This is a genomic window from Sphingomonas sp. Root241, assembly GCF_001428865.1.
In the GTDB taxonomy this organism is placed as follows: domain Bacteria; phylum Pseudomonadota; class Alphaproteobacteria; order Sphingomonadales; family Sphingomonadaceae; genus Sphingomonas.
Map to the genome: position 1 here is coordinate 1,136,125 of NZ_LMIV01000001.1, position 23,275 is coordinate 1,159,399.

General features: G+C 67.0%; 14 protein-coding genes and 1 pseudogene. 13 read left to right on the forward strand and 2 right to left on the reverse strand.

Annotated elements, in window-relative coordinates; genetic code table 11:
• Both ASE13_RS05410 and ASE13_RS05415 read left to right on the forward strand, forming a co-directional pair.
• Positions 1-1,314: a polysaccharide lyase family 1 protein gene (locus tag ASE13_RS05410; protein ID WP_056612452.1), complete on the forward strand. Its 1,314-nt coding sequence runs from the start codon at positions 1-3 to the stop codon at positions 1,312-1,314.
• Between the two features lie 374 nt (positions 1,315-1,688).
• A complete protein-coding gene (locus ASE13_RS05415; RefSeq protein WP_056612455.1) occupies positions 1,689-4,550 on the forward strand; it encodes a TonB-dependent receptor in 2,862 nt (953 codons plus the stop codon).
• Between the two features lie 88 nt (positions 4,551-4,638).
• On the opposite strand, the gene ASE13_RS05420 is transcribed toward ASE13_RS05415, so the two are convergent.
• Both ASE13_RS05420 and ASE13_RS05425 read right to left on the reverse strand, forming a co-directional pair.
• The gene (locus tag ASE13_RS05420) at positions 4,639-5,628 is read right to left on the reverse strand and encodes an alpha/beta hydrolase (RefSeq protein WP_056612458.1); all 990 of its coding nucleotides are present in this window, start codon (positions 5,626-5,628) and stop codon (positions 4,639-4,641) included.
• 26 nt (positions 5,629-5,654) lie between these two features.
• On the reverse strand, positions 5,655-7,208 hold the full coding sequence (locus ASE13_RS05425; protein ID WP_056612461.1) for a carboxylesterase/lipase family protein: 1,554 nt from the start codon (positions 7,206-7,208) through the stop codon (positions 5,655-5,657).
• 145 nt (positions 7,209-7,353) lie between these two features.
• On the opposite strand from ASE13_RS05425, the gene ASE13_RS05430 reads away from it, so the two are divergent.
• The 11 genes and pseudogenes from ASE13_RS05430 (at position 7,354) to ASE13_RS05480 (ending at position 23,269) form a co-directional block, all read left to right on the forward strand.
• The gene (locus ASE13_RS05430; protein ID WP_056612463.1) at positions 7,354-8,835 is read left to right on the forward strand and encodes a UxaA family hydrolase; all 1,482 of its coding nucleotides are present in this window, start codon (positions 7,354-7,356) and stop codon (positions 8,833-8,835) included.
• 163 nt (positions 8,836-8,998) lie between these two features.
• Positions 8,999-9,790 carry a 2-keto-4-pentenoate hydratase gene (locus ASE13_RS05435; RefSeq protein WP_056612466.1) on the forward strand — a complete coding sequence of 264 codons (792 nt, stop codon included), beginning with the start codon at positions 8,999-9,001 and terminating at the stop codon, positions 9,788-9,790.
• A 29-nt stretch (positions 9,791-9,819) separates the two neighbouring features.
• Entirely contained in the window at positions 9,820-13,653 is a 3,834-nt protein-coding gene (locus tag ASE13_RS05440) for a LamG-like jellyroll fold domain-containing protein (protein ID WP_321164329.1), read from the forward strand.
• On the forward strand, positions 13,650-15,044 hold the full coding sequence (locus ASE13_RS05445) for a DUF885 family protein (protein WP_082596381.1): 1,395 nt from the start codon (positions 13,650-13,652) through the stop codon (positions 15,042-15,044). Before ASE13_RS05440 ends, ASE13_RS05445 begins: the two co-directional genes overlap by 4 nt.
• Positions 15,041-16,354 (forward strand): annotated as a pseudogene (locus tag ASE13_RS05450) (MFS transporter); the annotation flags it as partial. The gene ASE13_RS05445 and the pseudogene ASE13_RS05450, both read left to right, overlap by 4 nt.
• A 249-nt stretch (positions 16,355-16,603) precedes the next feature.
• Positions 16,604-18,052 (forward strand): glucuronate isomerase, encoded by a 1,449-nt coding sequence (uxaC, locus tag ASE13_RS05455; RefSeq protein WP_056612472.1) that lies wholly within the window; start codon positions 16,604-16,606, stop codon positions 18,050-18,052.
• Between the two features lie 22 nt (positions 18,053-18,074).
• Positions 18,075-18,914 carry a 5-dehydro-4-deoxy-D-glucuronate isomerase gene (gene kduI / locus ASE13_RS05460; RefSeq protein ID WP_056612475.1) on the forward strand — a complete coding sequence of 280 codons (840 nt, stop codon included), beginning with the start codon at positions 18,075-18,077 and terminating at the stop codon, positions 18,912-18,914.
• A gap of 131 nt (positions 18,915-19,045) precedes the next feature.
• Positions 19,046-19,801 carry a 2-dehydro-3-deoxy-D-gluconate 5-dehydrogenase KduD gene (kduD, locus tag ASE13_RS05465; RefSeq protein ID WP_056612478.1) on the forward strand — a complete coding sequence of 252 codons (756 nt, stop codon included), beginning with the start codon at positions 19,046-19,048 and terminating at the stop codon, positions 19,799-19,801.
• Between the two features lie 133 nt (positions 19,802-19,934).
• Positions 19,935-20,942 carry a sugar kinase gene (locus ASE13_RS05470; protein WP_056612479.1) on the forward strand — a complete coding sequence of 336 codons (1,008 nt, stop codon included), beginning with the start codon at positions 19,935-19,937 and terminating at the stop codon, positions 20,940-20,942.
• 36 nt (positions 20,943-20,978) lie between these two features.
• Entirely contained in the window at positions 20,979-22,310 is a 1,332-nt protein-coding gene (locus tag ASE13_RS05475; RefSeq protein ID WP_056612482.1) for a methyl-accepting chemotaxis protein, read from the forward strand.
• Positions 22,311-22,318: 8 nt separating this feature from the next.
• Complete coding sequence (locus tag ASE13_RS05480; RefSeq protein WP_056612484.1) at positions 22,319-23,269, forward strand: alpha/beta hydrolase; 951 nt, start codon at positions 22,319-22,321, stop codon at positions 23,267-23,269.
• The last annotated feature ends 6 nt before the right edge of the window (positions 23,270-23,275 follow it).

Sequence of the window (23,275 nt, forward strand, 5' to 3'; positions counted from 1 at the left end):
ATGCTAGCATTCGCGCTTCTCGCTCTGTCTTCGCCGGATTCCGGACAACTCGCTTTTCCCGGCGCGGAGGGGGCGGGGCGCTTCGCCCAAGGGGGGCGCGGCGGACAGGTGCTGTTCGTCACCAATCTCGAGGATAAAGGCCCCGGCAGCCTGCGCGCCGCGGTCGAGGCCAATGGGCCGCGCACGATCCTTTTCCGCGTCTCGGGCACGATCAAGCTCGCAAAGCCGCTGGTGATCCGCGAGGGCCGCGTCACCATTGCCGGCCAGTCGGCGCCGGGCGACGGCATCACGCTGCGCGACCATCGTCTCGAAGTCGCCGCCGACGATGTGGTGATCCGCTATATCCGCTCCCGCCTCGGCGACGAATCGAGGACCGAGTCCGACGCGGTGTGGATCGACCGCGGCCGCCGGATCATCCTCGATCATGTCTCGGCGAGCTGGTCGGTCGACGAAACGCTCTCCGCCTCGGCGCGCTATACCGATCCGGAGGCGGGCTTTTACGACCTGACGGTGCAATGGTCGATCATCTCGGAATCGCTGACCCATTCGCTGCATGCCAAGGGCGAGCATGGCTATGGCAGCCTGATCCGGGGCGGGCGCGGTTCGAGGATCAGCTTCCACCACAATCTCTGGGCCAACCATGCCGCGCGCATGCCGCGTCCCGGCAATTACGACGGCCCCGAAGTCGATCCGCTCGGGCCCGTCTTCGATTTCCGCTCGAATGTCTTCTACAATTGGGGCGGCGACCGCTCCGGCTACAACGCCGACAAGGCCACGCTCGCCAGCTACAATTTCGTCGACAATGCCTATGTCGCCGGCCCGCAATCTGGCAAGCCGATCGCGTTCAACGAATCCAACATGCTCGCCAAGGCGTATTTCGCCGGCAACAGCATGAACGGCACGATCCCCGCCGATCCGTGGAGCCTCGTCACCGGCGTCTCCCCCGAAGGCTATCGCCTCGCCGCGCCGGTGGAGGTGGCACCCGTCGCGCCCGATCCTGCCGCGCGCGCCTATGAACGCGTGCTCGCGGGCGCGGGTGCGTCGAAGGTCCGCGACCCAGTCGATACGCGCGTCGTCGCCGGGGTGCGTAGCCGCACCGGCGTGCAGATCGACAGCCAGCGTGACGTGGGTGGCTGGCCCGAGCTCAAGAGCCTGCCCGTACCGCGGGACAGCGACGAGGATGGCATGCCCGACGCGTGGGAGCGCAGCCACGGCCTCGATCCGAAGATCGCCGACGGCAATGGCGATCGCGATCGCGACGGTTTCACCAATATCGAGCAATGGTTGGCCGACGCGGCCGAGAGCAGGGGCTGAGCCTCCGCGCGGGACTCTAAAAAAGCTCTGAAACCATTGCGTTGCCGCCACGGGCGAACGCACTGGATTTATGTCTCGCTTGTGACACCGGTGACCAGTTGGTTCTCCTTCAAGAGCTCCGTTCATCTCACATAATGAGAATTCGTTTCCCTTTGCGAGCTGTTGCTGATCTACAACAGGTGTCGAAGGGAAAAGAATGTGTCGACAGGCGAACCTGTTGACACCGGTTTCCAATCCCCGGTAGCAAGGCCCCCGCACCGGCTGTGCCGCGCAATTGCGCGCAGCAAGGATGCGACGCGGACCGACCCAGGACGGTGCGCGATTCCGGAAACCGCCAGCAGAGCGGGCCGGCAGGATTAGGCAAGGAGGATGGCATGAAGGCGCGCGTTTCCGGATCTCACTGGCGCAACACCGTATCGGCGACGGTCGTCGCGCTCGCGCTCGGCACGGCTGCGAACGCCGCGGCACAGACCGCCGACCCGGCGCCGGCGCCCGCCGATGCGCAGGAAGCGCCCGCCGACGAGCAGACCGGCGACGAGATCGTCGTCACCGGCTTCCGCCAGTCGCTGGAGGCCGCGCTCAACGTGAAGCGCGCTTCGGTGTCGGCAGTCGATGCGATCGTCGCCGAGGACATCGCCAAATTCCCCGACCAGAACCTCGCCGAATCGCTCCAGCGCATCCCCGGCATCTCGATCCAGCGCGACGGCGGCGAAGGCCGTGCGATCACGGTGCGCGGCCTCGGCGCGCAATTCACCCGCGTGCGCGTCAACGGGCTCGAGACGATCACCACCACGGCTGACGGCGCCAGCGCCAATCGCGAGCGCGCGTTCGACTTCAACGTCTTCGCTTCCGAGCTGTTCAGCTCGCTGGTCGTCCACAAGACGGCCGAAGCCTCGCTCGACGAAGGCTCGCTCGGTGCCGTGGTCGACCTCAACACCGGCAATCCGCTCGGCGGCAAATACGGGCTCACCTTCGTCGCATCGGCGCAGGGCAGCTATAACGACCTCTCGAAGAACTGGGGGCCCCGCGTCGCCGGCCTGCTCTCGTGGAAGTCGCCCGACGGGACGATCGGCGCCTCGATCTCCGCCGCATATCAGAAGAGCGACACGCTCGAGCTCGGCAACAACACCGTGCGCTGGGCGCAGGCGCGGTTCGACAGCGTCAACGGCACCAATTGCTGGACCACCGCGAACTCCGGTGGAACCTATGTCCCGAGCGCGGCGTGCAATCAGGCCGCTCTCTCCTTCCACCCGCGCATCCCGCGCTACGGCGAGGTCCGTCACGATCGCGAGCGGCTGGGCCTGACCGGCAGCGTGCAATGGGCGCCGAGCGATGCCACCAAGATCTCGATCGACGGCCTCTATTCGCGCTTCAAGGAGATCCGCGAAGAGAAATGGGGCGAAGTGCTGCTCCGCTCCAACGAGCGCTCGATCAACGTCGTCAACCCGGTCTATGACGACAACAACAACATGATCTCGGCGACGCTCAACGACGCCTGGGTGCGCACCGAACATTATTGGCGTGAATCGACCACCGAATTCTACCAGGTCGGCGCCAGCTGGGACCAGGACCTCGGCGAGAATTTCCGCTTTACGCTGCTCGGCGGCATCTCCAAGTCAGATGCCGACATCCCGATCGAGACCACGTTCATCTTCGACGATCGCGACGCGCAGGGCTATCAGTACGACTATACCAACAGCCGCTCGCCCCGGCTGACCTTCGGCACCAGCGTCACCGATCCGGCGAATTTCCAGCTCGCCGAGATCCGCGACCGCCCGTCCAACACCACCAACAAGTTCAGGACGGCCCAGTTGCGCACCGAATGGGACGTAACCGAAGGATTCAAGCTCAAACTCGGCGGCGTCTACCGGCGTTTCGACTATGACCTGACTGCGTACCAGCGCGACACCGCAGTGTGCGGCAATGGCGGGCTCGACCTGGTCCTGCGCCAGATCACCTGCTCGCCCAGTTCGCTGTTCGGCCCGACAGCGGTCTACGGTTTCCGCGCCACGTCTGCACTGTCCGAGCTGGTCAATCTCGGCAATGCCGGCCAGCCCGAGGGCAACACCGACAGTTGGCTCATCCCCAATATCGATGCGGCCGCCGATTATACCGGGCTCTACAACCGTCCGCTGCTGCTCGACGCCGGCAACAACCGCAGCGTTACCGAGCAGGTCAAGGGCGGCTATTTCCAGGTCGACCTCAACGGCTCGGTGCTCGGCCTCAACGTCCGCGCCAATGCCGGCATGCGTTATGTTCGCACCGAACAGTCGTCGACCGGACTCAACAGCGGCACCCAGGTCACTGTCGATCGCGACTATGAGGACTGGCTGCCCTCCGCCAACATCGCCGCCGACCTCACCCCCAATCTGGTGCTGCGCGCCGCGGTGGCCAAGGTGATGACTCGGCCGCTGCTCGCCAATCTGACGCCCGGGGGATCGGCTGACGGGTTCAACTTCCGTGTCAACTTCGGCAACCCCGATCTCCAGCCCTATCGCGCCACGGCGTACGACGCCGCGCTCGAATGGTATTTCGCGCCGCAATCGGTGTTCTCGGTCGCGTTCTTCAAGAAGGAGATCGACAGCTTCCCGGTGGCGAGCTCACGCGTGGACACCTTCACGTCGACGGGGCTGCCTACGTCGGTGCTCGCTTCCTCCTCGCCGGGCTTCCTCAACCCCGCGCTGCAGGCGCAGCCGATCTGGACGATCCAGACCACGGTCAACGGCACCGGCGCGGACCTGAAGGGCGTCGAACTCTCGCTGCAGGCGCCGTTCCGTTTCCTGCCCGGGTTCCTCAGCAACTTCGGCGGCATCGTCAATGCGAGCTTCATCGACTCGAACGCGACCTACGCCCAAGGCGTGCCGGCCACCGTGCCGGGCGGCGGCAACGTCAACCAGCCGTTCGAAACGACTTTGTACCAGCTGTCCAAGCGCGCTTTCAACGCAACGCTCTATTACGAAGACAGCAGGTTCAGCGCCCGCGCCTCGGTCGCCTATCGCGGCGGCTTCAACGATCAGGGTTCGGCGACCGGCAACGTCTTCGAAGGCTATAGCCCGATCACCAATGTCGACGCGTCGATCCGCTACAAGATCACCGACAATATCGAGCTGTCGCTGGAGGGCACCAACCTGACCGACGCGTATCGCGAACGCTGGGTCGATCAGGACGCGAAGCGGCCCTATGAGAATAACCATTTCGGCCGCACCTTCCTGGTCGGTGCGCGCTTCAAGATGTGATCCTCAGCCGGCGGCTCGCGTCGCCGGCGCAAACTTCGTCACAAGAACGGCGCGGAATTGCTTCCGCGCCGTTCTTCGTTGTTGAAGCTCAGGCCAGGCCCTGGCTGCGCGCCCAGGTGAGGAACAGTTCGGGCCAGACGCCCGCGGGCTTGCCCAGCGCCTTGGTCATCCCATAGCCGTGACCGCCATGGGTGAAGAGGTGAGTCTCCACCGGCACCCCGGCCGCCCTGAGCGCGGTGCGCAGCAACAGGCTGTTCTCCACCGGCACCGTGTCATCGTCCTCGGAGTGGACGAGGAAGCAGGGCGGGGTCGCCTTGGTCACGTTGAGGTGCGGCGAATGCGCGGCTTCGCGCTCGGGGCTCGCATCCTCGCCGACCAGTTGCTTGCGCGATCCCATATGAGCCGTCGGCGCGCTCATCGAGATCACCGGATAGATCGGCGCCGCGACGAACGGCCGCGCACCCAGCTTGTCCGCCGCGTCGACCGGATCATAGGTCTTCACTGCATGCCGGGTCGCCAGATCGGCGCAGAGATGCCCGCCCGCCGAGAAGCCGATCGCCGCGACGCGTTCGGGATCCAGCGCATCGCGGATCGCACGCGCGCGGATCAGCCGCATCGCGCGCTGTGCATCGGACAGCGCGACGTCGGGACCCGCCGCCCAGCCGTCGCCCGGCAGGCGATAGAAGAGCACATAGGCGGTGAAGCCCTGCGCCGCGAGCCAGCGCGCGAGCACATAGCCTTCGTGATCGAGCACGATCCGGACATAGCCGCCGCCCGGCGTGATCAGAACCGACGCGCCGTTGGCGACGCGCGGGCGGAACACCGCCATCCGCGGATTGGCCACGCCGGTCACCGAACGATCGGTGAGTGCTGCATCCGTGCTGCGCTCCTCGACTTTCTCGATCGGCAGCTTCGCCGGCTTGCCCGGCACGCCTTTGGGCCAGAGGTCGATCGTCTCGGTCGGATCGGTGAGCCCCGCCGGCAGCGGCTTGTCGCTCCTGGGCGGCGCGGTCTGCGCGGCCGCCGCGAACGGCGTGGCAAGGGCGGCGAGCAACGCGGAACGACGGTCGAGCTTCATCGGCAACCTCCTGAGGCCGCCCGGCGTCAGGTGCCGGGCTGGATATAGGGCACGCGCGCGAACAGCTCGCGCTGCCATTTGCGCGGGTCGTTCTCGACGCGGCTGCGCATATCGAAGACCATCGTCGCGCGCTTGTCGAGGCCGTAGCGCGGCCAGCGGGGCAGCCCGGCATGATTGGGATCGCCGGTCTTGGTGAAGGCGACGAAGCTGTCCTGCATCGCCTTCGATGCCGCGCACGCATCGGCGCCGGTGCCGGTTTGCGAGCCCTCTGCGCCGAGCGTTCCGAACACCAGAGCGATGTCGAGCGAGTGGAAGGCGCCGCGCCGCGGATCGATGCGCGAGCCGAAATCGAGCTGGTAGACCCAGCCCGGCGCGCCGGCCTTCGCGCGTTCTTCGGCCTCGATCACCTGTCCGCGCCAGCTTCGTCCCGCGGTGGTCGCGTCGTAGAAGACCTGCTCGGGCGTCCAATCCGGGTAATGTGCCCGATATTCGGCGACCACCCATTCGGGGAGGATGTCGATGCGCAGCTCGGGCGCGATCCGCTCGGCGATATTGTCCCAGCGCAAGTCGCGCATCTTCGCTGAATCCGGCGCGATGAACGCGCGTGTCTCGTCATGCGTGTTGCCGAGGATCATCGGGATGCCCAGCGACTGCGGATGGGCGTCGGGCCAGAAGGGGTGGCGGGTCAGCCATTTCATGTCGAGCACCGGCCCGAAATAGACGCCGCCGCCGAGCAATGGATCGGTCGCCGAAAGCCCTTCGATGAGTTTCTCCTGCGGCATCGCCAGCAGCGCGCCGAGATCGCTTTCCTGCACGCCCAGCTTGCCGAGATAGGCCCGTGTCCGTGCCGTCGCGTTGAGTGGTCCCGAGGCAGTGACTTGCTGTCCGCTCATCGTCGCCGCGCGGTGGAACAGGCCCTTGGCCGCGGGCATGCCCATCATCGTCGCGATCTTGGCGCCGCCGCCCGACTGGCCGAACACCATCACTTTGTCCGGATCGCCGCCGAAGTTCGCGATGTTGTCGCGCACCCAGCGGAGCGCGAGGATCAGGTCGAGCTGGCCGCAATTGCCGCTGTCGGGGAAGCGGGGATCGAGCCGCGCGAGATAGAGATAGCCGAACGCGTTGAGCCGGTGATTGACCGTCACCACGACCACATCCCCGCGTGCCGCCAGTGCGTGCCCGTCATTGAGCGGATCGGTGACGCTACCACCCGAATAGGCGCCGCCATGGATGTAGAGCATCACCGGCTTGCGCGCGGCGGCGCGCGCATCGGCGGTCCAGATGTTGAGGAACAGGCAGTCCTCGGATTGTGGCCCATAGCGGTTGCCCGATTGCGGCGAGACCGGCCCGAAGGTCGTGGCGGGCTGGACCTCGGCGGGAGCGGGAACGGCGACCGGCGCGCGGAACCGCTCGGCGCGGCCATAGCGAATGCCCCGGAACACGCGAACGCCACCCTCGACCGTCCCCTGGAACGCACCCGCGGCAGTGCGGACCGGCCCGGCGGACTGGCCCCAGGCGCGGCCGGCGATCAGGCTTGCGGAGGCGGCAGCCCCGCCGATCAGCGTACGCCGGTCGATCATCGCTCTCTCCCTTATTTGTTTGCTCGATCGGGTAACCGGTGTCAGATGCCTTTGCAACGGCGCCGCGCCGCACGCCGCCAGATGGTTGCGTCGGGGGCCGTTTGGACCCACATAGCCAGCGGCGCACGGGCGCCCCGGAACGCGCATGACCACTGCCCTCAAGATCCATTCGAGCGATCATGTCGCGACCCTGCTCGAGGCGGCGGCCGCGGGCGAGCGCGTCGAAATCGGCGGGGCGCATGTCGTCGCGCGGGCCGATATTCCCAAGGGCCACAAGATCGCGCTGCGCGATATCGCCGCGGGCGAGGAAGTGGTGAAGTTCGGCTTTCCGATCGGCCGGGCGACCGCGCCGATCGAGGCCGGCGATCACGTCCACAGCCACAATCTCGCGACCGGCCTCTCGGGCACGCTCGATTATCGCTATGATCCGCATGCCGAGCCGCGCGCGCCGACATCGGGCGGGCCGACCTTCCTCGGCTATGTCCGCGAAGACGGCCGCGTGGGCACTCGAAACGAGATCTGGATCCTGCCCACCGTGGGCTGTGTCGGCCGCACCGCCGAGCGCATCGCCGCCGAGGCGGGCCGGCGCCATGCCGGGCACGTCGACGGCGTTCACGCCTTCGCGCATCCTTATGGCTGCTCACAGCTCGGCGACGATCTGAACGCCACGCGCCGCATGCTCGCCGCGCTTGCCGCCCATCCCAATGCCGGCGGCGTGCTGCTGATCGGGCTGGGCTGCGAATCGAACCAGCTTTCGCGGCTGCTCGAGGAGGTTCCCGAGAGCTACAAGCCGCGCATCCGCACCGTGATCGCGCAGAACTCGACCGACGAGGTCGAGGACGGCCTCGCCGCGGTCGCCGAGCTCGCCGCAGAGGCCGCGAAGACGAAGCGCGAGCCGGTCGGGCTCGACAAGCTCGTGCTCGGCGTCAAATGCGGCGGCTCGGACGGTTTTTCGGGCCTCACCGCCAATCCTTTGGTCGGCCGGATGAGCGACGTCGTCACTGCCGCGGGCGGCAGCGCGATCGTCACCGAGATTCCCGAGATATTCGGCGCCGAACAGATGCTGATGGACCGCGCCGAAAGCCGCGCGGTGTTCGAAGGCGTCGTCGGCGTAGTCAACGACTTCAAGAACTACTTCCTCAGCCATGGCGAGCCGGTGTCGGAAAATCCGTCCCCGGGGAATGTCGCCGGGGGCATCACCACGCTGGAAGAGAAGTCGCTGGGCGCGGTCCAGAAAGCGGGCCATGCGACGCTGACCGACGTCAAGCGCTATGGCGAGCGCATCGAGCGCACCGGCCTGACCCTGCTCGAGGCTCCCGGCAACGATGCCGTTTCCTCCACTGCGCTGGCCGCGGCGGGCGCCACCGTGATCCTGTTCACCACCGGCCGCGGCACGCCGCTCGGCTTCCCGGTGCCGACGGTCAAGATCGCGTCGAACAGCGATCTCGCGGCCCGCAAACCTGGCTGGATCGATTTCGACGCGGGGCAGGTGCTCACCCATGGGTTCGACGCCGCCGAGGAAGCGCTGATCGACCGCATCGTCGCGATCGCCTCGGGCGCCGAGACGGCGGCGGAGCGCAACGGCGAACGCGAGATCGCCTTCTGGAAGCGTGGGGTCACGCTCTAACCCGTCACCCCTGCTCTGCCGTATCGCTCGTGGCTCTGGATCCCGGCCTTCGCCGGGATGACGGTGTTGGGGGAAAATCCAGAGTTTGGATGACTCCCCCGTTGCCAATGACACCGGTTTCCCCTAATCCACCGCAAACAGAGCGTTGAGAGGATGGGGCCTGGTGGGATCCGTACAATTTGCCGATGAAGCGCGTCGGATCGCCGAGACGTTCGTCGAGGCGCGCCGGGAGAGCCGCGGGCTACCCGAATTCCCTGGCGATATCCCCGCCGGCCTCGACCAGGCCTATGCCGTGCAGGACCATGCGATCGCCTTTGACGGCCGTCCGATCGGTGGCTGGAAGGTCGGCCGGATCAATCCTCCGCTGGGCGGCGTCGACCGGCTCGCGGGACCGATCTTCACCGATCGCATCGTCGAAGCCCGCGAAGGCATCGAGATGCCGATCTTCAGCGCGGGCTTCGGCGCGGCCGAGGCCGAGTTCCTGCTTCGCCTCCGCGCGACACCGCCCGCGGGCAAGACCCGCTTCACCGAAGAGGAAGCTGCCGACCTGGTCGACGCCGTCCATGTCGGGATCGAGATCGCGAGCTCGCCCTTCCCAGGGATCAACGATCACGGCCCGACCGTGACCATCTCCGATTACGGCAACAATAACGGCCTCGTCATCGGCCCCGAGATCAAGGACTGGCGCAGCGCCAATATCAAGGCGTGGCCGGTCACGCTCGATATCAACGGCGCGCGGATCGGGGCCGCCACCGCCGAGACGATGCTCGACGGACCCGTAGGCGCAGTGCGCTTCCTGCTCGAGCTGATGGCCGCGCGCGGCATCGCGCTGCAGGCGGGGCAATGGGTTTCGAGCGGCGCGGTGACCGGCGTCCACCCGGTCAAGCCGGGCGACGAGGTCGAATGCCGGTTCGGCGACGGTTTCGAAGTGACGTGCACGATCACTGCCTCGTAAGAAGGCGGAAGCGCAAAAATGGAGAGAGCATGGTTGAGGCGCGGGCAGGGGCGATAGCCGCTGCCGACCCCCGGGTTCGCATCGGAATGCGCGCGCGCGTGCTGCTGGCACTCGCGGCCGCGACGGCATTGACGCCGCCCGCATCGGCGCAGGAGCTCCTGTTCCGCGCGAGCGGCGACAAGGACTTCGCCGCCGAGGTCGCGAAAGGCGACGCCCAGCCCAATTTCCAGAGCGGCATGTCGATCGTTCCCGATGGCGCGCACGGATCCGCGATGCGCTGGCCCGACGACGGCTATCTGGCCTGGCGCGCGCCGGGCAACATGCTCGCCCAGCGCGGCACGCTCTCCTTCTTCTGGCGTTCGCACGAACCCGTCGGCGAAGCGCCATTCGTGATCTTCCGCGCCGGGTTCGCCGATCATTCGAGCTGGGACATGGCGTTCCTGCGCATCGACTGGAATGGCCACGGCTTCGACGCCTTCGTCACCGACGCGAACCTGTCGCGCATCCGCGTCTCGTGGCGGATGGACGCGCTGCCGGCACCCGACGCATGGCACCATATCGCGTTCGGCTGGGACGAGACGCAGGGCGTGCGCCTGTTCGTCGACGGCAAGCTCGTCGCGAAGGACACCACCCGCGCCGATCTCGACGCCGGGCTCGACCAGTTCGGCCTGGCCGCGCGCGTGCTCTCGCCGCACCAGGTCCAGAGCCGCTACAATTTCACGCGCGGCAGCGATTTCGACGAAGTCCGCGTCTACGACCAGTTGCTCGATGCCCCCGCAGTCGCGCAGCTTGCCGCCGGCGCAGAGCCTGCCGCCAGGACGCCGGTCACGCTCGATCGCGCCGCCTGGCTCCATCGTTTCGGCTGGGACCGCGGCGCGCCGCCGCTCCTCGCCGCGCAATCCACCAGCATCCGCAAGGTCGAGTTCGCCGACGCGAAGGACCTCAAGGAATGGATGTGGAAGGGCGTGGACGGCGTGGCCGAGACGACCTGGCCCGGCGTCTATAACCGGTCGCGGCTGCCCGGCCGCAGCGACTATTTCGACCTGCCCGACTGGAACGTCTATGTCGACGGCGGCAAGGCCTACACGCTCCGCATCCCCGCGAACGAGGCGTTCAACCGAGTCGAGATACGCGGCGCGGCCTATGGCGACCTCGCATGGAGCGCCGATGGCGACAGCTTCGCTTCATTGGCAAGGCGACCGAAAGGCGTCGTCCGCAGCGTCGACGATCTCGCCACCCGCACCGGCGGCGTCCTGCGCTTCACCAACATCGAGCAGGAACAGCCGATCCAGGAGATCTGGGCCTATAACATCACCGAGGGCGCCGAGCCCAAGGGCACCTACAAGCTCGCTTACACCGTCGATGCCGGCGCCGCGGCCGATCTCGCGGGCCTGCGCGATCTCAACCGCTTCATCGCCGGCCGCTATCCCGCCGACGAGCGCGCCACCGTCATCGCGCTCCCCGCCGGCGCCCGCAGCGCCGCGCCCGCCGCGGGAAGCGCCGCCGCGACGGGCGCCGCAGTGCGCAGCGGCAGCGAGGCGCCGATCGTCCATGTCCTGATCCCCTCGGGCTTCGGCCCTGCCGATCCCGGCAAGCCGATCGCCCGCGCGTGGAATTACGGCTGGGAAAACAGCCATGACGGTCTCGACGGCGTGGCGCTCGATATTCCCGCGCTGAAGGCCACGCCGGACGCGTCCGGCCGGATCGCGCTCAACATCCGGGTCAAGGATCCGATCTGGCCCGGCCGCGACATGATCGATGTCTCGGTCTCGGTGAAGCCGGGGCAGGCGCGCACGCTCTGGCTCGATCTGCGCGATCGCATCCTGACCAACGACAATCTCTATCTGACGATCGCCTCCGCCGCGCCCGACTTCCGCGCGCAATCGCTCGACGGCATGAACGTCCGCCTGGTCTTCAAGGCGCGCGAGGCGGCGAAGGCCGAGCATGTTGCCGATCGCTTCAATCAGGTGAAGGACAATTGGGCCTTCCTTGTCGAAGAGCACACCGCCTCGCAGCGCGAGGGGCTCTATCGCCGCCTCTATGCCGATATCGGCGACCTGCTCCGAGTCGATCCCGATCATGTCGAGGGGCGGCGTTATTGGGCGGATATCGGCTATGCGCCCGAGAAGATGCCAACCGCCACGATCGCGCCGGCGCCGGCGGGGGTGCCCGAATGGGCGTGGTATCAGCTGCGGGACCTCGGCTGCGTCCGCGAATTCGTGAACTGGTGGATCGACAACCGCCAGGTGCCGTTCGGCGATTTCGGCGGCGGGCTCTCGGACGATGTCGATCTGGTCCAGCAATGGCCGGGGCTCGCGCTGATGGGAGTCGAGCCCGACAAGATCAACGCTTCGCTCCGTGCGCTCACCGAGGCGGTCTACAAGCACGGCATGATGGAGAACGGGCTCGGGGTGCTCACCGCCGACGAGCTCCATGCCTATGAGGAGGGGATGAACGCCGATGCGGCGCGGCTCTACCTCAATTGGGGCGAGCCGCGTTCGGTCGAGCGGATGCTGGCGACGGTGAAGGGGCTCGAGACCGTCATCCTGCCCAACGCCGCGGGGCACATGCACTTCGCCAGCAACTGGTACGGCGCGCGCAAGATGTACCGCGAGGGGCCATGGGAATGGCAGAAGCCCTATAGCTGGGTGGTCACGCACACCCCGATCCTGATGGGTGTCTACAATGCCAATCCTTCGGCGAAACGGCTGGTCACCGGGCTGGTCGACGGCCTGCTCGCCCACGGCAAGCAGGACGCCGCCGGCAAATGGAGCTTCCCCAACGAGATCAACTGGCGCAGCGACGCCGAGCGCAAGGGCGATGGTGGCGGGGCGAGCGTGCCGCTCCAGTCGGCCTGGGCGGCGTGGCGCTTCACCGGCGACGCCAAATATCTGGCGCCGGTGACGTCGCGGATCGCGGGGGGACCGACGCTGGTCGGCGAGTTCAACGAGAATGTGCTGACGGCACTTCCCGAGGGCAGGCAATGGGCCGCCGCACTCAAGGACCGTGGCGATCTCGGCCGCTACGTCCAATGGCAGGAGAGCGGGGATACCAGGCTGCTCGCCGATCTCCACCGCGACGCTACGGCTCAGAAGATCAACCGCATGTACATGATGACCGAGGGGCATTGGTGGTCCGATCGCGTCTCGATGCCGCAGGAATGGCTCCAGCGTGAGCGGCTCGGCGGCATCGCGCTCGCACGCAACCAGAGCTATCCCGGGCACAGTGTCAGCTGGCGCTTTGCCGAGCCCGGTGCCGCCGAGCAGGTCGCGATTCTCGTGCCGGGCGCCACGCGTGAGCATTTCCGCGTCATCGCCTACAATATGAGCGATCGGTCCCAGCGGGCCGAGATGAGCACCTGGAACGTCGCTGCCGGGCGCTGGACGATGCGCGCCGGGACGCAGGCGGACGGGTCGGATCTGGGAGCACCGTCGCCGCTCGAGCTTGAGCGCAGCGCCGCCGCCGATCTGGTGTTCGCGCCGCGCGCGACCAGCGTGTTCGATTTCACGTTGGATCAGCCCGGCGGGGATCCTTCGACTCGTCCCGATCTGGGCATCGGGGTCGACGATGTAAGCTTGAAGGGTCGCGCGCTCACCGTCATCGTGCACAGCCTCGGCTCGGCGACAGCGCCGGGCAGTACGCTTTACCTGGAGGATTCCTCGGGTCGCACCGTGGCTTCCACGAAGATCGCGGCGCTCGCCGCACCGACGGACCTTATGCCAAAAACAGCGCGGGTGCGCCTCACGGTGCCGGCGGGCGTCGCGGTCGAAACGCTGCGGCTGCGGCTGGCGCTGGCCGATGGCGGCCGCGAGGTCACCCTGCGCAACAATGTGCTTCCGCTCGCCATGGTAGTGCGCCGATGATCGCGCTGGGCCGTCGCGAGGTGCTGGGTGGTCTCATCGCCTGCGCGGCCCTTCCTGCGATGCCGGCGCGGGCCGGGTCGGGCGCCGATGCGAAGCTGCGCCAGACGCTCGACGGGCTGAGCGCGGTCCCCGGCTATGACGCCCGGCTGGCGCGTCTCGAGGCTTTCGATGCCGCCGCGCTGTCGCCGTCGGCGAGCCTCGATTTGCGAACCATTCGCAGCGCTCTTGCGATAGATTCGCAACTGATGCGCCTCATTCCCGGCGGCAAATCGGAAGGGCCGTATCGCCTCCCGCCTGCCGCGGAGCCCGGGCTCTGGCGCCACGCCAACGGCGACCTGGCGTACAAGCTGCTGCTGGAGCGCCATGTCGGCGAGCGCGTCGATCCCGAGGCGGCGCATCGGCGGTTCGAGCGCGAAGTCGCCGCGCTCGGAGCGCGTGCCGGCCGGCTGATGCGTGGCGCTGGTTTTGCGAAGGGCAGCATCGGCGATCGCTTCAAGGCCGCCTTTGCCGATCCGCGCTGGCTCTATTCGGACGACGATGCAGGCCGCGATGCCGCGGTGGCTGACATGAATCGCTGGCTCGGCAAGGCACGCGCCGCGACGCCGGCGTTGGTCGGGCCGGTGCCGCGCGCCAGCCTCGACGTCGGCGTCCGCCGGATGAGCCGCGCCGACGAAGCCGCGGGGAAGCAGGGCTATCGCCAGATCCCGTCGGGGGACCAGTCGGGCAGCTATGTCGTCGACCTCAAGCAGATCCGCCGCCGGCCGCGCTGGAGCCTCCACAGCGTCGTCCATCACGAGCTGCTGCCCGGTCATATGGTCCAGCTTCCGATTGAGGCGGAGGCGAACGCGCACCCGCTGCGTATCGCCTATCTCCCTGCATTTTCCGAAGGCTGGGCGATCCATGCCGAGCAATTGATGGCCGATCACGGCGCCTATCGCGGAGCACCGCTCGAGGAGCTCGGCCATGTCCACTGGCTGCTGTTCCGCGCGGTACGCGGGCTGATCGATACCGGGATCCATCACTGGCGTTGGAGCCTCGATCAGGCGCGTGCCGAGTTCGACCGGCTACAGGGCGTGCCGGCCTATTTCGCGCCATTCGAGACCGATCTTGCACGAATCGCGAGCGACCCTGCCGTCCGCGCCGCCGAGGCGTTGATTTGGCTCCGTCTCGCTGGCCTGACACAACGCAGCAATAGTAGCTTGCTGTGTCAGGCCAATTCGCGAATATTGGTCAATGGCCGTAAACCCCTGCAGGACATCCCGAATATTGGGAGTGATTCACAAAATGCGAAATTTATGCTCCGAAGCTTCCCACGGCAGGGGGTTGCAGCTAACCAACCAGGCCGCGAGCGGGAAACCCGGTGGCGAATAACAGCGGGAGAGGCTGAATGAGCGATGCGCGAGGGGCGACCATAGCGGGCGCCGCGGACCGGATCGGGCGGTATCGCTGGGTCATTGTCGGCCTGCTGTTTGCCGCTACGGCAATCAATTATATCGACCGTCAGATGATCGGGCTCCTGAAGCCGATCATGATGGAAGATCCCGCGCTCCACATGGACGAGCGGACCTATGCCGATGTCGTGGTGTGGTTCCAGATCGCTTATGCGATCGGCTATCTCGGCTTCGGCAAGGTGGTCGACGCGATCGGCGCGCGGCTCGGCTATGCCGCCGCGGTCATCATCTGGACGATCGCGCATATCGCGCATGGCGGCGCCTACAGCGTCACGCAGTTCGCACTGGCACGCTTCAGCCTCGGCATCGGCGAATCCGGCAACTTCCCCGCCGGTGTCAAATCGGTCGCGCAATGGTTCCCGCAAAAGGAACGCGCCTACGCGATCGGCCTGTTCAACGCGGGCGCCAATGTCGGCGCGATCCTGACGCCGCTGATCGTCTATGTGATGATCTCGCACCTCCAGATGAGCTGGCGCACCGTGTTCATCGCCACCGGCATCTTCGGCGTGATCTGGCTGATCGCGTGGCTGGCCATCTATCGCGACGATCCCGCGACGCATCCCAAGGTGAACAGCGGCGAGCTCGCGCACATCACCCAGGATCCGGCCGATCCCGACGTGAAGACGCCCGGCCTGTGGCTGCGCCTGCTCGCCACCCGCGAGACCTGGGCGTTCGCGCTCGGCAAGTTCTTCATCGATCCGATCTGGTGGTTCTACCTGTTCTGGCTGCCGGGTTTCCTCGGCGCGCAATACGGCCTCGATCTCAAGACCTGGTCGACGCCCACCGCGGCGCTGGCGCTCGGCGCGATCTACCTGATCTCGGACGTGGGCAGCGTCTTCGGCGGCTGGCTGTCTGGCCGCTTCATGAAGGCGGGCATGAGCGTCAACAAGGCGCGCAAGCTCACCATGCTGATCTGTGCCTTCTGCGTGCTGCCGGTGGTGTTCGCCACCTCGGTCGACAATCTGTGGGTCAGCGTGATCCTGATCGGTATCGCCGCTGCCGCGCACCAGGGCTTCTCGGCCAATCTCTACACCTTGCCGTCGGACACCTTCCCGCGCTTCGCCGTGGGCGCAGTGATCGGCATCGGCGGCACGGTGGGTGCGATCGGGGGCGCTTTGTTCTCCAAATATTCCGGCGACATCCTCGATAGGGTGGGCAGCTACGCGCCGATGTTCATCGCGGCGGGTGCGGCCTATTTCCTCGCCGTGCTGTCGGTGCATCTGCTGACGCCGCGGCTGGCGCGCGTGGAGAGCTTCCATCGCTCGACGCCGTGGGGCGTGATCGCCTCGGTGGCGGCCGGGCTCCTCGGCGTGATCATCTTCCTCGCCTCGGGCAAGGAAGTCGAAGGCTGCGTGCCGGTGTGGATGGGCGTCGCCTCGCCCTGTTTCCAGACCGGCACCTATTGGGCGATCCTCGGCGCATGCGCGGCGGTTGCGATCCTTGCGATTGTCGCCAATGCGCTGTTCCGCGACAAGACGCCGCAAGCGTAAGAGAGCAAGATGAGCAAGCCCCTCAAACTCGATCCCGATCGGCTGTTTCCCTCCGACGAGCGCACGCGGAGCATCGCGCGTGCGCTCTACAAGGAAGTGTCCGGGCTGCCGATCATCAGCCCGCACGGCCACACCGATCCGAAGTGGTTCGCCACCGACGAGCATTGGTCGAACGCGACCGAGCTGCTGCTCTCGCCCGATCACTACCTCTATCGCATGCTCTATTCGCAGGGCGTCGCGCTCGACGATCTCTGCGTGCCGAGCAAGGCGGGCATGCCGGGGACCGATCCGCGGAAAGCGTGGCGGACCTTCGCGGGGAATTTCCACCTGTTCCGCGGCACGCCGTCGAGCATGTGGCTCGGCCACGTCTTCGCCGAGGTGTTCGGCTTCGACGTCGCGCTCGATGCCTCCACCGCCGATCTCTATTACGACCGCATCAACGAGAAGCTGGCGAGCGACGCCTTCCGCCCGCGCGCCTTATTCGATCGCTTCGGCATCGAGTTCCTCGCCACCACCGAAGGGCCGCAGGACGATCTCTCGCCACATCACGCGATCCACAAGTCGGGCTGGCAGGGCAGGGTGGTCACCACCTATCGCCCCGACGCAGTGATCGACGTCGAGCATGAGCAGTTCGCCGGGGCGATGAAGATCTTTGCCGAGAAGACGGGCGAGGACGTCTGGTCGTGGGACGGCTATCTCGCCGCGCACCGCAAGCGCCGCGCCGATTTCCGCGCAGCCGGCGCCACCGCGACCGATCACGGCCACCCCACCGCGCAGACCGCCAACCTTGCCTACGACGAGGCAGAACGGCTGTTCCGCACGATCCTGTCGAACAGCTGGACGCCGCAGGATGCCGAGCTGTTCCGCGCGCAGATGCTCACCGAGATGGCGGCGATGTCAGTCGAGGACGGCATGGTGATGCAGATCCACCCCGGCAGCTTCCGCAACCACAATGGAGGGCTGTTCGAAAGCCATGGCCGCGACAAGGGCGCGGATATCCCGATGCGGACCGATTACGTCCATGCGCTCAAGCCGCTGCTCGATCGCTTCGGCACTTCGACCGACCTGTCGATCATCCTCTTCACGCTCGACGAGACGGTGTACGCGCGTGAGCTGGCGCCGCTCGTCGGGCATTATCCGTGCCTCAAGCTGGGCCCGAGCTGGTGGTTCCACGACAGCCCCGAAGGCATGCGCCGCTTCCGCGAGCAGGTCACCGAGACGGCGGGTTTCTACAACACCGTCGGTTTCAACGACGACACCCGCGCCTTCCTGTCGATCCCCGCGCGCCACGATGTCGCGCGCCGGATCGATTGCGGCTTCCTCGGGCAGTTGGTCGCCGAAGGGCGGCTGCTCGATTGGGAAGCGCATGAACTCGCGCACGAACTGACCAACGGGCTCGTGCGCAAAGCCTACAAGCTCGATCAATCCGCGCCGGCGCCTGTCGCCGCCGCAGCCTGAAATCAAACCAACGGAGTATTCCATGTTCGACCGCACCTATTACGCCACGCACCCCGACATGATGGAGTGCGTCTCGAACGAGGAGCTTCGTGATCGCTATCTGATCGACGGGCTGTTCCGCGAAGGCGAGTGCGTCCTCAACTACACCCACGCCGATCGCTTCGTGATCGGCGGCGTCGCAGTGGCGTCGGGCAGCGTCAAGCTCCCCGACCAGACCGAGCCGGCATCGGCGGCGGGTCATCCCTTCCTCGAGCGCCGCGAGCTGGCGGTGGTCAATGTCGGCAAGGTCGAGGGCACCGTCACCGTCGACGGCGAGAGCTTCACGCTTGGCAACAAGGACTGCCTCTACGTGACGATGGGCGCGAAGGACGTGCAGTTCTCGGGTGACGGCGCGCGCTTCTACCTGGCTTCCTGCCCGGCGCATAAGGGCTTCCAGACGCGGAAACTGTCGATCGCGGATGCCAATGCGCTCGAGCGCGGCAGCCTCGAGGAATCGAACGAACGCACGATCTTCCAGCTCGTCATCCCGGGCGTGTGCGACAGCGCGCAGCTCGTCATGGGCCTGACCGTGCTCAAGCCCGGTTCGGTGTGGAATACGATGCCTCCGCACATCCACGAGCGCCGCAGCGAGATCTATTTCTACTTCGAACTCGATGGCCCCAACGACCGCGTCTTCCATTACATGGGCGAAGGCGAGGCGATGCGGCACATCGTGATGGGCAACGAGGAAGCAGTGATCAGCCCGCCCTGGTCGATCCATATGGGCTCGGGCACCAAGGCCTATGCCTTCATCTGGGCGATGGCCGGCGAGAACCAGGACTATACCGACATGAACGTGCTGGACATCTGCCAGCTGGCGTAACTTCTTCTGCTCCCCCTCCCGCATGCGGGAGGGGGCCGGGGGGTGGGCCCCCGCTAACCACGAACCTCACCGCTGGAGGAAGGCGGGGGCCCACCCCCGACCCCTCCCGCAAGCGGGAGGGGAGAAGTGACTTGACCAACCTATTCGATCTGACCGGCAAAACCGCCATCGTCACCGGCGCCAACACCGGTATCGGCCAGGGCATCGCGCTGGCGCTCGCCGGCGCTGGCGCGAACATCGCCGCCGTCGGCCGCTCCGCTGCGACCGAGACCGTCGAGAAAGCCCGCGCCCTCGGCGTGAAGGCCGAGATCATCTCCGCCGATCTTTCGACGATCGAGCCTGTGGGCAGGATTGTGGACGAAACTGTGGATAAGCTCGGCGGGCTCGACATTCTCGTCAACAATGCGGGGATCATCCGCCGCAACGACAGCCTCGATTTCTCGGAGGAGGATTGGGATGCGGTGATCGATACCAACCTCAAATCCACGTTCTTCCTGTGCCAGGCCGCCGGCCGCCACATGGTCAAGCAGGGCAGCGGCAAGATCATCAACATCGCCTCGATGCTGAGCTTCCAGGGCGGCATCCGGGTGCCGTCCTACACCGCCAGCAAATCGGGCGTCGCGGGGCTGACCAAGCTGCTCGCCTGCGAATGGGCGTCGAAGGGGATCAACGTCAACGCGATCGCGCCGGGCTATATCGCCACCAACAACACGACTGCCCTGCAGGCCGACGAGACCCGCAACCGTCAGATCGTCGAGCGCATCCCCGCCGGCCGCTGGGGCGATCCGGGCGACTTGGGCGGTGCCGCGGTGTTCCTCGCCTCCAGCGCTTCGGACTATGTCCAGGGCCATGTCCTCGCGGTCGACGGCGGGTGGCTGGCACGATGAGTTCAACTACCGTTCGCGCTGAGCCAAATCCAACCGTTCGCCCTGAGCTTGTCGAAGGGCGAGGTTTCTCGCTGGCCGGTTGCCAAGCGCAGAGCCGTGCTTCGACAGGCTCAGCACGAACGGAGAAGGCCCGATGACCATCGCATTCTTCGGCGAAGTGATGCTGCGGCTCTCGCCGCCTGGGCGCGAACTGCTGCTGCAGACGCCCAAGCTCGAAGTGAATGTCGGCGGGGCCGAGGCGAATGTCGCCACCGGCTTAGCGTGCCTCGGCCACGCCACGCGTATGATCAGCGCGGTGGCCGACAATCCACTGGGCGGCGCGGTGATCAACGAGCTGCGCCGGCGCGGCGTCGATACGTCGACCGTGGCGAGCGAGGAGGGGCGTCTCGGTCTCTATTTCCTCACTCCGGGTGCGGGCCTCAGGGCTTCCGAAGTCGTCTATGACCGGGCGCATTCGGTGTTCGCCACGCGGCCGGCCGACAGCTGGGACTGGGACCGCCTGCTCGACGGCGCGACCCGGCTGCATCTATCGGGGATCACTCCGGCGCTCGGCCACAACACTGCCGAGGCGGCGATCGCCGCCGCCGAGGCGGCGTCCGCCAGGGGCATCCCGGTCTCGTTCGACGGCAATTACCGGGCGAAATTATGGGAAGCGTGGGACAGCGATCCACGTGCCGTGCTCAATCGCCTGATCGGTCATGCCGACATCCTGTTCGGCAACCATCGCGACGTCTCGCTGCTGCTCGGCAAGCCCTTTTCGGGCGAGGGCTCGGACCGGCGACGCGAGGCGGCGGAGGCCGCGTTCGCGCATTTCCCCAAGCTCCAGACGATCGCATCGACTGCGCGGCACGTCGACGACGCGGACAGCCACCGGCTTTCGGCGCGAGTCGATACGCGGGGCGGCGCGCACCAGACCGACGAGGTGCTGATCGCCGGCATCGTCGACCGGATCGGTGCGGGCGATGCCTTTGCCGCAGGCGTGCTGCACGGCCTCATCGAAAGCGATGGCGACGCGCGTGCCGCCGCGAAGTCGGGGCTGGCGCTGACCGCGCTCAAGCACTCGCTGCCCGGCGACGCCAGCCTGTTCACGCGCGCCGATCTGGCAGCATTCGAAGGCGGGGGGCTGGACGTTCGTCGATGACAACCAAGAGGCGTGGTGACGCCCGGGGGAGGGTGTATGTTGAAGGAGAATATCGGCGCCGCCGATGAAACCGCATTGCCACGGCAAAGCGCCGCGGCATTGCGGCAAGGCTATGCCATAGACGATCGCTTCGAGACGGAACTGCGCGAAGCCTGGACCTTCATCGAGCCGCATATCGCCGGCATCGCGCGCGATCTGCTGGAGCGGCGCGCGGGCGGGCCCGTCTCCGACGACCTGGTGGCATCGCGCGTCGAATATGCGCGCGCCAAGCTGGCCCGGCCGATCGATCAACGCTGGCTCGACGCAGTGATTGCGGAGGCCGATCGCATTTCCCAGAACGATCTCGACTTCGCGGTGGTCGCCGCATCGATGCTGGTCGCGCAGATGCGGATCCATGCGCTGTTCTTCGAGCTGACCCAGGATCCCGCCCAGCTCGAGCGGCTCACTCGCTCTACCCAGAAGCTCGCCGGCATCGAGTTCGAGATTATCGCGAGCCGGTTGCGCGCGATCGCCCGGGCGCGGAACCAGGTCGCGGTGCGCGCCGAAGCCGCGGCGGTCCGCAAACAATTGGGCGATGCGATCACCACCAGCGTCCGCGCCAGCCGCGACATCGCCGGTTTCACCGAACGCACCGCCGCCGAAATGCAGTCGTTGAGCAAGCCCACCGCCGAAGTGGCGACCGCGGCGGATCAGTCGGCGACGGCGATGAGTCAATCGGCGGAGAGCGCCGCGGTGCTGATCTCGGCGTTCGATCGCGCACGCGAGGAGGCGCTCGCCGCCTCCGAAGTCGCCGGCCGGGCCGATACGATCGCCATGCAGGGGGCGGAGAACGCAGCCAATCTCGCATCGCATACCGCGCAGATCGAATCGGTGCTGACGCTGATCGCCGGCATCGCCCAGCAGACCAAGCTGCTGGCGCTCAATGCGAGCATCGAGGCGGCACGGGCCGGTGAGAGCGGGCATGGCTTCGCGGTGGTCGCGCAGGAGGTCCGCAGCCTCGCCGATCAGGCCGCCGACGCCACCGGCGGCGTCACCGTCACGATCCGCAAGGCGCAGGACGCCAGCGAAGTCATGGCCCGCACCAACCAGGCGATTCTCGCGATCGTGAGCGAGCTGATGGAGCGCGTGCGCGGCCTTTCCTCGGAGATGGAGACGCAGGTGGCCACGGTGGGCGCGATCCTCGCCTCGATCGACGAGACGGCAATGTCCTCGCGAGAGATCGCGGTGCTGATCTCGCAGATCAGCGGGCGGGTCTCGGAGCTCGCCGCCGCCGCGCAGGATGCGGGCCGTCAGGCCACGGAGGCGGGCGAAGCGCTCCACCGGGTCGAGGAAACCGTCGGCCAGTTCATGGCCGAAGTGTCGCGTTAGGAGTGTTCATGGATCGTCGCACCGTCCTCGCTTCCGGGCTTGCACTGGGGATTGCCGGCGCCGCGCGCGCTTCGGCGCCGGCCGACATCGAGCGGGTAATGCTTTGGCCGGGCACGCCGCCGGGCGGAGAGGGGCTGGGGATCGCGGACGTGACGGTCCCCCGTTCGCCGAAACCCGACGACATCGCCTGGACGCATATCGGCACGCCGGCGATGACCGTCGCGCGCGCCGCGAAGCCCAACGGCGCGGCGATACTGCTCATCCCGGGCGGGGGCTATGCGCGGGTCGCGGTGGGCCGTGGGCCAGGCAGGATCGCCCAGATGTTCGCCGCGCAGGGGATCACGGCGTTCGAATTGCTCTACCGCTTGCCGCACGACGGCTGGCGCGCCGGCCCGGCGACATCGCTGCAGGACGCGCAGCGCGCGATGCGGCTGATCCGCGCCGGCGCCGCGAAATGGGGGATCGATCCTGCGCGCGTCGCCGCGATGGGTTTTTCGGCGGGCGGGCATGTAGTGGGCTCGCTCGGTACCCGCGCCGACAAGGTCACCTATGATCCGATCGACGCCGCCGACCGGCTCCCCGCGCGGCCGATCGCCGTCGCGATGTTCTTCCCGGTGGTGTCGATGCTGCCGCCGATCGCGCATGAGCAGTCGCGTCGCGAGCTGCTCGGCACCGATCCTTCCGAGGCGTTGGCCCGATCATGGTCGCTCGAGCTCGACGTGCCCGCCGCGACGCCGCCGACCCTCGTCTGCCACGCCGCAGACGACAAGACCGTCAAGGCGGCGAACAGCTTGGCGATGTTCGCGGGGCTGCAGGCGGCGGGTATCCCGTCCGAACTGATGATCGCCGAGAAGGGCGGGCACGGCATTCCGTTGTTCGATGCCGACGGTAAGCCATATGTCTGGTTCGATCTCTTCCGCCTCTTTGCCGGCCGTCACGGCTGGCTTCCCAATTTGTGAGACGAA